This window comes from Sphingomonas sp. GW821-FHT02B09, from assembly GCF_059421875.1.
Window position 1 is genome coordinate 99,621 of the sequence record NZ_JBWKVV010000005.1, and the last position, 13,152, is coordinate 112,772.

Genomic DNA, 13,152 nt, shown 5'->3' on the forward strand with positions numbered 1-13,152 from the left:
GTCGTCACGAACCAGGCCTCTTGTATTGAAAGATGCACAGGCCTCTGATTTTCCGGGGAAAACGATGACTGATGAAGTAAATCCCGTCGAGCTTGCCACCGAACTGACGGTCGCGTGGCTGCGCAATCCCAATACGCGTACGTCCGCGGATGATGTGCCCGCCTTCCTTGCCTCGATGCATCAGGCGGTGCTGAACCTGGCTGCGCCGGCGACGCCACAAGCGGAGCCGGTGCCGCCGCAGGATTATACGCCCGCCGTGACCGTGCGTAAGTCGCTGGCCAGCAAGGACCACATCATCAGCATGATCGATGGCAAGCCGTACAGGACGCTGCGTCGCCACCTCGGCTCGAACGGCATGACCCCTGAGGAGTATCGTGCCCGATACAACCTGAAGGCCGACTACCCGATGGTGGCCGAAAACTACAGTGAAGCCCGTCGCGCCATGGCTAGGAGCATCGGTCTCGGCCGCAAGCCCACCCCGGCAACCAGCCAGGACGAGGCGCCCACTCCCGGGGCAAAGCGCACCCTCAAGCCAGCGTTCCAGTCCGTTGCTCAGACCAGCGCCGGCAACTGATCGGAAAGGGCAGGGGCTTGTCTCAGCGATCACCTGATGCGCTGAAGCCTGCCGCATTGACATCGGCGTGGCTCATTCCAGAGACGACGGAATGAGCCGTCCCGCCACACCGCCCTATCGCGTCAAGTTAGTACCCCTTCCCGTGGTCATCGACGCAGACGGCAACCCTGTTGCCCAATCGCATGTCGTCGAGATCATCTTTCCCGGTGATGCCATCGACACCGCCCTTGGCAAGGTGAACACCATCGTGGGCCCCGGTGCCGCCAAGATCATCGTCGGTGACATGACGTTCCGCGGTGTGCCGCTGTGCTGACGTAATACCTGGCACTGATCACAGACGGGCTTTTCAGTCTAATTTTCGCGACACCGCTCTCGACGCCAAGGTTCTCTCGGATGCTGGTGTCGCAGAAGTCGGTTGCATAATGCTGATGATCTGATACAATTTTGCGACATGCTGATCGGCTACGCCCGTGTGTCCACCGACGACCAGGATCTCCGGCTGCAACGCGCTGCGTTGAAGGAGGCGGGATGCAAGCGGACGTTCGAAGAGAAGATCTCGGGCGCGAAACGTGACCGACCCGAGCTGGCAAAGATGATCGAGCAGCTGCGTGACGACGACACGGTGGTGGTGACGCGGCTCGATCGGCTGGCACGGTCCACTCGCGACCTGCTCGACATTGCCGAAAAGCTGAAGGAGGCCGGGGCAGGGCTCCGATCGCTGGCGGAGCCTTGGGCCGACACAACCTCGCCTGCGGGTCGGATGGTACTGACTGTTTTCGCCGGCATTGCGGAGTTCGAACGCGAGCTGATCCACCAGCGCACCAGCAGCGGACGAGTGGCGGCCAAGGCGAGGGGAGTCCGCTTCGGCCGTCCACCCAAGCTCACCTCCGATCAGATCGCACTCGGCGAACGGTTGGTGAGCGAGGGCACATCGGTGCGCGAAGCCGCTAAGCTGCTCAAGTGCCACCACGCCACGCTCTATCGGGCGCTGACCGCCGCAGCGCTGGCTCCATGATACCGGGCGCCTCGCGACCTAGTGCTCCGGAAGGGGAGGCCTGATGCCGATCCGCCCCGAGCACGTATTTCTGTACCCGATCGACTGGCCGCAGCTCTCACACCATGTGCGCTTCGTACGGGCAGGGGGTGTTTGCGAGCATTGCGGGCGGCCGCATGGACAGAGAGTATTCCATCTGAGGGATGGGCGATGGTGGGACCGCAAGCGGCGCTGGTGGCGCAACGGTCAGGGTCGGCGCGTGCGACGGCCCACCGAAAACATCTTGGAGCACGGTGCTTGGACGCCAGTGGTGCTGGCCTGCGCGCACCTCAACCATGATCCCAGTGACAGCGCGCTCCACCAGCTGGCTGCACTGTGCCAGCGCTGCCACATGCTCTACGATGGCCCAGAGCATCGGCGCCGGCGTTGGATGAACGCGCACTACCGGCGCGCCCTCGGCGACCTGTTCCACGGACCTTACCCCGTGCTGGGAGCTGACTGGATCACGCCCACCCCGCTCAGCATGCTCGACGATCACCGCATCGGAACGTTCTCCCGTTGAGAGCTGTTTCATTTATTGCGTTTACACGTCGCACTCACTAGATGGCATTCGCCTTGGGGAGACAAACATGGCTGCCGTGGCCTTCAACATCGACGAGGCTTACGAGCCCACCGCGCAGGAGATCGAGGCGGCCGGTAACGCTGCGCGTGCGCTGTCGCGGGTGGATTCTAGCCGACCCATCCACCTTACCGTGGAAGGGGCGGGCGAGGACGTCATCAGCCTGCCATCCGGTGTGTTCAACAGCATCGTCAAGATGTTGGTCGAGATCGGCAACGGCCATGCCGTCACCGTCGTGCCGGTACAGGCAGAACTCACCACCAGCCAGGCGGCCGACCTGCTCAACATGTCGCGTCCCCACCTTATCAAGCTCCTGGAACGCGGCGACCTGCCGTTCCGGATGGTAGGCACGCATCGTAAGCTGCTTGGCCGCGATGTGCTGACCTACCGGAGCCGCATGGATGCAGCCCGGCATGATGCCTTGCAGGGGATGGCAGACCTGGATCAAGAAGCCGGCCTCTTTGACGATTACGCGACCCTCGATCATCCCTGATGCTGGTCGGCCGCTACACCGTCCTACTTGATGCCAACGTCATGCACCCCGCCATTGTGCGGGGTACGCTCTTGTGGTTCGCCGCCAGCCGGCTGTTCCGGCCGCTCTGGAGCGAGGCGATCCTAACCGAGTGGGAGGAAAGCCTGCGCCGGCGGTTTCCCGATCTGACAGCTAACCATTTCCAACGGCAGCGGGCCTACATGGACAGCTTCGGGGAAGCGTTGGTGGAAGGCTACGAACCGCTGATGCCCGCGCTGGCGCTGCCTGATCCCAAAGACGTCCACGTTCTTGCGGCAGCGATCCACGGCAGGGCCGACGCGATCGTCACCTACAACCTCAAGGATTTCCCAGTCGATGTCGCTGCCCGCCATGGCATCGAGGTGAAGCATCCCGATGACTTCATCGTCAACGTCATCGATCTCGATACTGCCAAGGCTCTAACCGCGCTTGGCAACCAGCGCCGGCAATTCCGCAACCCTACCATAACCGCCGTAGATTACCTCGACCGTTTTCGGAAAAGCGGCCTGGTTCAGGCGAGCCACCGCCTCCAGCCACTCGCTGAGCTGTTCTGAATGAGGGTTCTGACCCCAATAGCGGTTGAAAGGCTCTGCCTTACATAAGGCGTCAGAACCATCCGGTTGTGACACCAAGACGACCACAATGCGACTTTAAGCCATTGGTCCATGCTTCTCCCAACCTGCCGCTGGTTCACGTTCGAAGCAGCCCGCATATTTGCACCGCGGAGTGAGTTCAACGCCGCTCTGCGGCGACTGATTAACTGCTTGGTTAATCGACGCTAAAATGAGTCTATCAGCCTGCTTCGATTCCGGGGATCGATCCTAGATCTTACTAAACACGGGGCAAGTTCCGATGTACAAATATACGCCCGAGCAAGAGCGACTGGCGGTTATGAAGCGGGATCTGGGGCTGCCAGATAACCGGCCTTCAGCGTCGTTAACCAACGAAAGGAAAGTGTTCTCCTGCCATTGCCGGCTGCGCTTGTATTTACCGCCCAAGCTGGCATTGTTCGAGCGTCGACAGACGCAGGGAGATATCAATGAAGATTCGAGACTTGTTAGCCGCTTCGGCAGCTCTCCTTCTTGTTGCGCCCGTTTTGGCCCAATCTAGCCATTCGGTTAGAGGCTATACACGGAAGGATGGGACCTATGTGGCCCCACATCGTCAGACCAATCCGAATGCCACCCTTAATGACAACTGGTCGACGCGGGGCAACACGAATCCTGATACGGGCCGGGACGGCACCAAACCGCGCGACGGAGAGTCGGCGCAAAGTATGCCACGCACCCGCACCGACATGTATGGAAACAGCTACTGATGCAGTTGATGCCACGCCTCGCACTTGCGGTGACGTTCGTGCTTGCCCTCTCTGCTCCTGCCGATGCGCGGAGCAAGCTGAGCGACGGGCAGATTAAGCAGCGGATCATAAAACAGTCGGTCGCGGCTTATCCTGGTAACTGCGCCTGCCCGTACAATTCTGCCAGCAATGGCTCCAGTTGCGGCCGCCGAAGCGCCTGGAGCAGAGGTGGGGGGTACGCTCCGCTTTGCTATGCGGCGGACGTCAGTCGCGCCCAGGTCAACGCCTATCGAGCAAGTCACTGAAGATATGCTGGGCGGCCAAACCGCCCAGCAAGTCCTATTTCACTGGCACGGCGCCAGTGGTTCCGCACTTCGCGAATTGTCCCTTGGCGTTACGGCAGCGCGGTGCGGGCTTCTTATCCGCACACTTGATGAACTTGCCTTTGGTATCACGGCACGGTGGCGCCTTCGCCTCCACCATAGAGCCGAAGCTCGCGATCATCGCGACCGACGCGATCGCGGAAAGTAGCCGTTTCATATCGTCTCTCCTCCAGTGCAGACGTGAAAGCCTGCCGCTATTCACGTGTGTCCTTTGATCGCAGCTTCTCAAGCTGCGTCAACACTCCCTCCCAAACGATGGTCATGGCCTCATCTTCAGAAGCCGAGGCTTCGGCGAGCCTCTCGATCACGGCCTGCTCGGCGTCATCGCCATGCGTAACAATGAGCATGGTGGCCACGCTGATTAACTCCCACTTCGCTATGACGGGAGAACGAACGAGGTCATCACCGGACATTATCTGATCTCACCCAGCAGTCCTGATTATCCGTCGCCACCCTCGTCCACGAAGATTGCTGATCCATGACGTCGACTATCTGGCTGCCAGGCATCATTGCCACAATTGCTGCGCGCGGAGCCGGGTTGGACCTACATGAAGCATCCTTGACCAGCCTAGCACGACCTCGTGACCGCTCCGATGCCGCAGCTGGCTCCTGACCCGCGTCCTTTGCTGCAACGCGCCCTTGCTCCAAGCCCGCTTCCGCGCTCGGCGGGGTGAACGTCGAGCTGGCGCCGCTGTCTTTCGCGCTCTGCAGGCCCGCGACGAAAAGCAAGGCGATCACCACCAAGATCACGACCGCTAAAATGGCTATCCATCCCGTGCTCCGCCTGACTGCCATTCCCGCGGTCCGTTCCTCGTAATCTCCCCCTGCTCCGGGCTCCGCCCCTCTCTTGATGATCGTCTCCGTATACGAAAGCCCTGTACCTGGCAGTCCGACGGTCCCTCGCACGCCGCGTTTACCAATGTTCACAGTAGCGCCCGGCCGCCCGATACTGGTGCTTACCCCGCCTTTGCTCAGGTTGAGCCGAACTCCGGGCATGATCGTGAAGCTCTTCCGAAACCTGAAGCCCACTGTTATTTCCTCTCAGCGCACCTAATCAGCCGATCGCCTTCTGCATCTCCGCTGTCAGAAGCCCGATCATAATAGAGGATCGAGGTGACAGTAAACTACCTGGCAATCGGTCTACGACGGCTGGCCAAGCGCTTCCGTCACCACAACGCTGCACAATTGGAGCTTTGTTTCATCATCAGTCCGATTTTCGCGCGTTCGCAATCGAATCCCATGGCTTCGGCACCGAACTGAAAAAGTGTTTACGCTGCCGATCACAGAAAGCAGAACAGATGCTTCCACCAGTAACCCGCTAATCAACCAATCTTAACGCATGAACGAAGGTCCGCTTGCTAAGGTGCCGCCTAAAAGCGGACGGGCTGCATTTCACCAATTATAAGGATACCACAGTGTCAGAACCGACCGGTTTTGACACTGCTGGCCGACCCAGAGACATGGCAGCATTGCCGTACAGCGAGTGTGGTCAGTGCACCCATGTTGATCTCCGGTGAGAGGCGGCATCCCCACCGACCCGATCTGAGCATAATATTACAAGCGAGCGTCGATCCATTCCCAGACGGCTTTGCTCAGCCACCCTGCATGTTCGCCTTTATTAATCTTCGACACGAAAACTCGGTCGTTCTTATCTAATTTTAGCTGAAGGTCTTTACTAACTTCCTGCGCGGTCCAGTTAGTTGAAACCCAACGCACACTTTCCAGTCCGGAATCTTTAATGCTTTGGTAGCGATCAAGATGCGCAATGAACTCTTGGCGCGCATTCGCGTAATTCGACCGCTCCTGATTGAGGTTCCACGTCACCACGTAAATAGCCATCGTCCTCTCCTATCGTTATGACGGAGACGCTATCTCAATCGGACGATCATGCAAACGCTTCGTCGTCCAGCGTGCCATCACGGCTCTCTACGATAAGCGAGACATAATCCTTGTTGTCTCGTGGGTTGAAGACGCGACCGACTACCGTCCAGATCTCCCGATTTCGCGGATCGTGATGATCCTTGCCGGACGGGACGCCGGGGTTGAGGATCATATCACCGATCGTAGGCACCTGCCCGGCGAAGTGCTCAGGATCGAAATCGTTACCGAAGTCGGACACCTTGCCATTTTTATTGCGGTGAAGAACGCGAATACAGGTCGTCATCGCTACCTATCCCAATCCCATGCCACGGCTCTGCGCTGGCCTATAGATGCCACTTTGCTCGGCTGATCGCGAGGGCGCGATAGCGGCGTGCTGCTTCGCCAAGCTGGTCGCGGCATAGACCATTCGTTCCGGAGTTGAACAAACCGGGATCACGCACCATCTAAGCTAACATCAAGCGCCAAGGTCGGGGCACCAAAGAGCGCAACAACGGGAGGCTGTCATAAGCAGGGCAGACAATTTCAAAACGCTGTTCTCGAACATTTCAATCGACAACGAAGCCACGATTTCGCTGCGCTATGGTGAAGTCACCAAGGCCTGCAACCTTCAGTTTCGCGACACCGACAGTCGCACGGCCAATAGCCTCCAGGTAGGCTCTTATGGCCGCTGGACCGGCATCCGGGGCATTTCCGACTTGGACATGCTCTACATCATGCCCGCCGGTAAGTGGGACACGTACAAGAACGATCCCTACAAGCTGCTTCGGCACACAGCGGATGCCATTCAGGACCGCTACAAAACCACTACGGTATATGTCGATACGCTTGTGGTAGTCTGCGAGTATCAGAACTTCAAGATCGAGGTGCAGCCGGTCTTCGAGGACGCGGATGGGTTCTGGTATCCCTATACAAAGGGCCAGGGCTGCTATCGCCTAACCAAGCCCCGTCTCGAACTTGACACCACCAAGAGAGTGGATGCCGATAAGAGCGGCAACTTGCGCCGATTGACGAGGATGGCTCGCGCGTGGAAGAACAAGCATGGCGTAGGTATGGGTGGCCTACTTATCGACACACTGGCCCATAATTTCCTAATTGGACGAGACACATACGACAAGACCGCGTTCGCCTCTTGTGGGCAGATGATGCGCGACTTCCTCTCATTTCTTGCCGATCAACCCAAGCAGGATCGCTATGGAGCTCTTGGCTCTGTTCAGTACGTCAAGGTCCACAAACCGTTCCAGTCTAAAGCCAAGAAGGGGTTGGAACTAGCGGACAAGGCGCTTGAGGCGGGTGAGGACGCCAAGGCCAACAATCGGTGGCGCAAGCTTTTTGGCAGGGCCTATCCGCTTGCGGATGCCACGGAGGTTCGCAAGTCGCAGGTCACGGAGGCCAGCTACACCGCCGACAATACTGAGGAGTTCATCGAGGACAATTTTCCCGTGGACATTCGGTATTCCATGCGTTTGGAATGCGAGGTCAAGCAGAGCGGCTTCCGCACGGTCCTCCTCCGCGCAATGCGGGGCGTGGGCATGAAGCGCATCAACGTCTACAAGTCCAAGCAGCTCAAGTTCTACATCACTAGCGAGAACATCAAGGGCATCTACATCGTCTACTGGAAGGTGCTGAACCGAGGTCCAGAGGCAATTCGCCGCAACATGATTCGGGGGCAAATCGTCCCGGACAGCGGAAACAAGGTCAGGAAGGAGACTTCGAACTTCCGTGGCGAACATGTCGTGGAGTGCTACGCGGTCCAGAATGGTGTGGTCGTGGCCAAGGACCGCATCCATGTGCCCATTGTGGATGAAAGCGAGCAGTGATGGACAAGGATCGACTGCTCAAGGCGATTGCCGAGAAGGGCTACGATGTCGTGTTCGGCGTCAAGAAGACCTTCGCGACCTACGATATCGTGAGCAAGGGTCCGGGCTGGATTGGCTTCATATCCAGCGCCGTGGGCGTGTTTGCGCTGATCTATGATCCGCTGTCCGCCAAATTCCCCTCAGCCATTCTGGTGATCGCGGGCATCGCCAGCCTCTACCTGTCGTTCTACCGCGCAGAGGAATACGAGAACGCCGCGAACGCTCAGCTGGTTCTCTACAACAAGCTGAAAGCGCTCTACCGCAGCGTGCAATCCGGTATGGACGTGGTAGCTACAAAGGCGGAATACGATGCCATTGAGTCTTCCTACTATTCCGTGACAGTGGGCAAGCAGGTGTTTTTGAGTGGCTGGTATGCCCATTACAAGCTGTTCGCGGAGAGCCAGACCGACTGGATGGACGAGCAACTGCACTTCACATGGAAGGACAAGTGGCCAGTCTCTGCCCGCATCACCATTGTGGTGGTCGCTATCGCGTTGATTGTCGGGCTGGGCTGGTGGATCGCGAGGGCGTCGCTCTGTAGCTAGTGACTAGCTATAGTTTGCCGCTCCCTTGAGCGAGACCTTTCGTTACCCATGCAGGTGGCTTTGCCAAGCGCTTGGACTGTTTTATGTCACCTACATAGATGTAAGGCTTAATCGCGTGTTGCAGGCTTGAGCTAACGCTAAGAAAGCGGCCGTGTGTTCGCCGGTGCTCGTCGCGAACCATCTGGTCGTCTTCTGGGTCAAAGCCGATTGGGTGTGCGTTGCGCTCCATACGCCTGAATGTCATGCGCGCCACTTCATACTCTCCAAGCGCCTCTCCGCCTCGAATAAGCTCATCCTCGATCTCTGGTCCGAAAAGCCACTGTGCTGTCATCTGTTGCCGAATTAGCAGTTCCAACCAGTCGTTGCTTTCTGGTTCGGTCTCGCCGTTGATGATCGTCTCTGTGCTTGAGAAGATGAAGTCATAATAGCCCTGGATGATCCTGCGCGTTTCGGTGTGCCACGCAATCCGCTTATCCAGTAGGTCCAGGAACATCTTGCGCTCGGCCACGCGCACCTGATCGCGCGCTGAGAGACGCGCGAGCACCGCCGCTGCCCCTCCAACCATGATTGTGCCGTAGATCACGGAGCCGACACCGAAATACCAGAGAGTGCCGACGATCACGGCTATAGCTGTATAGGATCAGCGCGTCGAGCATCTCGCCACCTTAGCGGCGGGTTTCTGGTCTCGGTAGTGCGTCTTGGAGCTTCTTCGTCCCACGTTTGTGAAGCGGCTCAGCTGCCGCATAGGCGTGAGGCGATCCCTGTCCAAGACAGGGCTGTTCTCCTATAAGCTGGTTGGTTTTGTGCCAAGAGAATGCCAAATGCGATTTATGCCTCTCGTCCTCATCTTTCTGCTGGCTGCGTGCGGTCCTAACCCTTGCAATCGCGGCTCGATGGGCGACAGCTTGGAAAACCACTCTGACAACTTCCAGGATATGAACGATTGTATGCTGAACAAGCAGGTCGCCCGTTCAAAGTGATAGCCTGACGAGTAGGGCGGTGTCGCGGCTGCGGAAAACGAGCACCATTTCGCTCTACCCGCCCTATCGATCACGTTGACGTAGCGGTTCGTCCCGCAGCGCAATCAATCAAAAGGCGTTTCGTGACCGCAAAGCACGGCAAGCCGCCGAACATCCTGGTGTTACAACCGAGGGAGGCTGTTGAAAAACGGCTGCTTGCGACGGTGACGAGGGCGTGATTCACTCCTGCAAGGCGGCAGGGGGGCACGGACATGATGGGTCGGCAGGTAGCACAGGGCGCGCTGTTCTACGGCTTCCGGCTCGACGACCATGTGCCGGCCGGCCACCTGCTCCGACGCATCGACGGGCTGCTCGACTTCGGCTTCGTGCGCGAGGCGCTGGCGGCGAGCTACAGCATGAGCGGGCGGCCCTCGATCGATCCGGAACTGATGCTCAGGATGCTGTTGATCGGCTATCTGTTCGGCATCCGCTCGGAACGGCGCCTGTGCGAGGAGGTGCACCTCAACCTCGCCTATCGTTGGTTCTGCCGGCTCGATCTGGCTGACCGGGTGCCCGACCATTCGACCTTCTCCAAGAACCGGCACGGCCGCTTCCGCGCCTGCGACCTACATCGTCTGCTGTTCGAGCAGGTAGTCGCGCGGTGCGCCGCGGCCGGGCTGGTAGCGGGGCGGGACTTGGCGGTGGACGGCAGCACGATCATGGCCGACGCCAGTCGCGAGAAGAGGCTGAAGGGGGCCGACGCCGCAGACGAGCTCCGTGCCGGGGAAAGCATATCGCGACCCGTCGCCGAATATCTGGCGGCGCTCGATGCCGCGTTGCCGCCAAATCCCGATGAACCTGTGTCCGTCGATCCGACCAGCATCTCGCCGACCGACCCGCAGGCGGCGCTCACCTACAAGCACTGACCGGCGCGCTACGCATACGCCATCAACCCCCTGCTCGACCTCGACACCGACTGCATCCTCGACGTGGAGGCGACGCCTGCCCGCTTCGCAGCCGAGGTGGCGGCGACCCGGACACTGGTGTCACGCGCCGGCATCAGGCTGGGCATCGAACCCGCCAGTCTCTCGGCCGACAAGGCTTATGGTAGCGGTCCGCTGCTCGGTTGGCTGATCGACCGGAACATAACGCCATACATCCCGGTCATCGACCGGACCCGCCAGCGGGACGCCTTCTTCACCCGGGATGCCTTCCGCTACGACCGGGAAGTGGATGCCTACCGCTGTCCGGCGGACAAGCTGCTCGGCTATTGCTGCACCAACCGGACCAAGCAGGTGCGCGTCTACCGAAGCCGGCCGGCCGATTGCGCCGCCTGCGAGCTGAAGCCGCAATGCACCATCGGTCCGAAGCGGGGTGTCACCCGGCTTGTCAACGAGGAAGCCCGCGATACCGTGCGCGCCCTTGCCGGCACCGACGCCTATGTGCACGCACGGCGTCGAAGACAGCGGATCGAGCGCGTGTTCGGCCACCTGAAACGCAACCTGGGGCTACGAACGCTCAAGCTGCGGGGCCTGGTAGGAGCCGCCGAGGAGTTCACCATGGCCGCCGCGGCATACAACCTTCAGCTGCTCGCCCGGCAAGCCGCGCCGGCCTGATACGCGGCGCATCATTCGGTGTCCGGCATCGCCAGCCATCCGCCACGCCGATTTCGCGCAGGCCTTTTTCAACAGTCTCCATCGTTTGTGGGACGGTCGCCAGCAGTGAACTGCAACGCGCCGACACTGCCTTGCGAGCGGACAGAAGGAAGAGCTTCAACCCTCAATGAAGCTTCATCGGTGCCGTTTGGTAGGGTGCCGTTTGGTCCTCCTTGGTTAGGACTCCAGGCGGACCAAAGGGCCAATCCGAGCTAAATTCTTAATGTCCCTTTTTGGCGGAAATCGGACCGGCCAGAGTAGGAACGCAGAGGGTATACCCAAGCGGGACCAATATAAAAAAGATCAGTAAGATAACCAGCAGGGGAATGAGGGTAAGGGCGACTGCCAATAAGACGTGCTCTAACGTGGCAGGCATGCAGCAGCGTTGAGCTGTGTCTCAAAACGCTGTCGCGAAACCAGAAGCGCATGCTAGGGATTCATGATGGGCTTTGAGAATGCTTCATGCTGATTGGCTACGCACGGGTTTCTACGCCTGAGCAAGATCTGACTCCGCAATTGGAGGCGCTGTTCGCTGCGGGATGCGAACGTACCTTTACGGACAAGGCGAGCGGCGCAAAAGCCGACCGAGCCGGTTTAGCCGATGCGCTCTCCCATGCGCGATGCGGCGATATCATGGTCGTATGGAAGCTCGATCGGCTTGGCCGGTCGATGAAGGGGCTCGTCGACCTCTCCGCAGAGTTGGCGGGACGCGGAATCGGCCTCAAGTCGCTGACCGATGGCATTGATACGGGTGGAACGGACGGCAAGCTGGTTTTTCATATCATGGCCGCGATGGCTGAGATGGAGAGGGACCTTATCCGAGAACGGACGACGGCTGCGCTGATCGTCGCGCGTCGCGGGGGTAGGGTAGGTGGGCGAAAGACGGTAATGACTCAGAGCCGGGTCGAGGCGGCCCGGAAGCTCCTGGCGTCTGGGATGTCGGCGCGAGAGATTGCCCCCACCATCGGTGTGTCCGTAGCAACTTTATATAGGCACCTCCCGGCTGCGGCCAAGGACAGCATCAGCGCGGAAAGCCAATGACGATGCCGGCATTGCTCGCAGCCAACCTTGGCCAGGCAGACAGGGCTCGCTATGCTCTTCGGGGATCACTCCTGCGGCCTTCGCCCTCGCTGAAGCCAAGGGCAAGAACCGCTAGGGGGAAGACTTTTGAAATCGGTGAAAAACGAGCGCCCACCCACGTCAGCAAAAGGGAGGGCGATCACTCGATGACGGGTTCCATTAAGAAGCACTTATGGGCCGACATTGTAAACGCCCCGGCCCTGCCAGGCGTGTACGCCTGGTATTATAGCCCCGAGATCACAGACTATGATCTCGAACAGACGATCGCCCAACTTAAAGCCTGCCGGGATATCGATCGTCCCGCAGCCGAGGAACTGGCTCGCACGACCCTAGACAGCAGGATATTCAAGCATTTCCGCGAGGATCCCTATCAGGCCGTTATTGAGGGGCCTCTGAAGCCAACCTACACCGGGACAATGGAGCACACCTTTAGGGTCTCCAGCGGTCTCGTGCAGCGCATCGTGGACGACCCCGACCGGCTGCGGACGATCCGCAGCGTCTTGGATATGTCGGCACCAATGTTCGCGAGCCCGCTCTACATGGGGATGGCGGGCGAGCTGCGCAGCCGGCTCGCCACTCACAAGGGATTGATAGAGAAATACCGCCGACTGCATCGACAAGGGGAAGAGCCGCTTCGAAACAGCGACGCCGGCTTCGCGTGGCAGGTGGCAAAGCGACGTATCCCGCCAGATCGACTTATCGTTTTTACGTGTACGACGCCGGCCGATGATAATACTGCGGTTGATATTGAGAATATTCTCAACCGGATATACTACCCGATTCTAGGAAGAAACTAAA

General features: G+C 59.3%; 16 protein-coding genes and 1 pseudogene. 11 read left to right on the plus strand and 6 right to left on the minus strand.

Annotated elements, in window-relative coordinates; translation table 11 throughout:
* The first annotated feature begins 64 nt into the window (after nt 1-64).
* From AC07U4_RS18570 to AC07U4_RS18595, 6 genes are all read left to right on the plus strand, one after another.
* Nucleotides 65-574 (plus strand): Ros/MucR family transcriptional regulator, encoded by a 510-nt coding sequence (locus AC07U4_RS18570; protein WP_495196450.1) that lies wholly within the window; start codon nt 65-67, stop codon nt 572-574.
* Between the two features lie 91 nt (nt 575-665).
* Complete coding sequence (locus tag AC07U4_RS18575; protein ID WP_495196451.1) at nt 666-887, plus strand: hypothetical protein; 222 nt, start codon at nt 666-668, stop codon at nt 885-887.
* Nucleotides 888-1,025: 138 nt separating this feature from the next.
* On the plus strand, nt 1,026-1,589 hold the full coding sequence (locus tag AC07U4_RS18580) for a recombinase family protein (protein WP_495196452.1): 564 nt from the start codon (nt 1,026-1,028) through the stop codon (nt 1,587-1,589).
* 43 nt (nt 1,590-1,632) lie between these two features.
* Nucleotides 1,633-2,130: a hypothetical protein gene (locus AC07U4_RS18585; RefSeq protein WP_495196453.1), complete on the plus strand. Its 498-nt coding sequence runs from the start codon at nt 1,633-1,635 to the stop codon at nt 2,128-2,130.
* 67 nt (nt 2,131-2,197) lie between these two features.
* The gene (locus AC07U4_RS18590; protein ID WP_495196454.1) at nt 2,198-2,680 is read left to right on the plus strand and encodes a helix-turn-helix domain-containing protein; all 483 of its coding nucleotides are present in this window, start codon (nt 2,198-2,200) and stop codon (nt 2,678-2,680) included.
* Nucleotides 2,680-3,252 carry a PIN domain-containing protein gene (locus AC07U4_RS18595; RefSeq protein WP_495196455.1) on the plus strand — a complete coding sequence of 191 codons (573 nt, stop codon included), beginning with the start codon at nt 2,680-2,682 and terminating at the stop codon, nt 3,250-3,252. Before AC07U4_RS18590 ends, AC07U4_RS18595 begins: the two co-directional genes overlap by 1 nt.
* A 1,082-nt stretch (nt 3,253-4,334) precedes the next feature.
* On the opposite strand, the gene AC07U4_RS18600 is transcribed toward AC07U4_RS18595, so the two are convergent.
* From AC07U4_RS18600 to AC07U4_RS18620, 5 genes are all read right to left on the minus strand, one after another.
* Entirely contained in the window at nt 4,335-4,535 is a 201-nt protein-coding gene (locus AC07U4_RS18600) for a hypothetical protein (RefSeq protein ID WP_495196456.1), read from the minus strand.
* 37 nt (nt 4,536-4,572) lie between these two features.
* Nucleotides 4,573-4,791, minus strand: coding sequence for a hypothetical protein (locus AC07U4_RS18605; protein WP_495196559.1), 219 nt, complete (start codon nt 4,789-4,791; stop codon nt 4,573-4,575).
* Entirely contained in the window at nt 4,781-5,407 is a 627-nt protein-coding gene (locus AC07U4_RS18610) for a DUF4236 domain-containing protein (protein ID WP_495196457.1), read from the minus strand. Before AC07U4_RS18610 ends, AC07U4_RS18605 begins: the two co-directional genes overlap by 11 nt.
* A gap of 525 nt (nt 5,408-5,932) precedes the next feature.
* The gene (locus AC07U4_RS18615) at nt 5,933-6,217 is read right to left on the minus strand and encodes a hypothetical protein (RefSeq protein WP_495196458.1); all 285 of its coding nucleotides are present in this window, start codon (nt 6,215-6,217) and stop codon (nt 5,933-5,935) included.
* Between the two features lie 46 nt (nt 6,218-6,263).
* On the minus strand, nt 6,264-6,542 hold the full coding sequence (locus tag AC07U4_RS18620) for a hypothetical protein (RefSeq protein WP_495196459.1): 279 nt from the start codon (nt 6,540-6,542) through the stop codon (nt 6,264-6,266).
* 220 nt (nt 6,543-6,762) lie between these two features.
* On the opposite strand from AC07U4_RS18620, the gene AC07U4_RS18625 reads away from it, so the two are divergent.
* Both AC07U4_RS18625 and AC07U4_RS18630 read left to right on the plus strand, forming a co-directional pair.
* On the plus strand, nt 6,763-8,076 hold the full coding sequence (locus AC07U4_RS18625; protein ID WP_495196554.1) for a nucleotide-binding domain-containing protein: 1,314 nt from the start codon (nt 6,763-6,765) through the stop codon (nt 8,074-8,076).
* Complete coding sequence (locus AC07U4_RS18630) at nt 8,076-8,660, plus strand: SLATT domain-containing protein (protein WP_495196460.1); 585 nt, start codon at nt 8,076-8,078, stop codon at nt 8,658-8,660. Before AC07U4_RS18625 ends, AC07U4_RS18630 begins: the two co-directional genes overlap by 1 nt.
* A gap of 7 nt (nt 8,661-8,667) precedes the next feature.
* On the opposite strand, the gene AC07U4_RS18635 is transcribed toward AC07U4_RS18630, so the two are convergent.
* Complete coding sequence (locus tag AC07U4_RS18635; protein WP_495196461.1) at nt 8,668-9,282, minus strand: hypothetical protein; 615 nt, start codon at nt 9,280-9,282, stop codon at nt 8,668-8,670.
* 609 nt (nt 9,283-9,891) lie between these two features.
* Here AC07U4_RS18635 and AC07U4_RS18640 point away from each other — a divergent pair.
* From AC07U4_RS18640 to AC07U4_RS18650, 3 genes and pseudogenes are all read left to right on the plus strand, one after another.
* Nucleotides 9,892-11,235, plus strand: a pseudogene (locus tag AC07U4_RS18640) (IS1182 family transposase).
* Nucleotides 11,236-11,736: 501 nt separating this feature from the next.
* On the plus strand, nt 11,737-12,315 hold the full coding sequence (locus AC07U4_RS18645) for a recombinase family protein (protein WP_495196462.1): 579 nt from the start codon (nt 11,737-11,739) through the stop codon (nt 12,313-12,315).
* A 2-nt stretch (nt 12,316-12,317) separates the two neighbouring features.
* Nucleotides 12,318-13,151, plus strand: a complete 834-nt coding sequence (locus AC07U4_RS18650) for a hypothetical protein (RefSeq protein ID WP_495196463.1) — start codon at nt 12,318-12,320, stop codon at nt 13,149-13,151.
* The last annotated feature ends 1 nt before the right edge of the window (nt 13,152 follow it).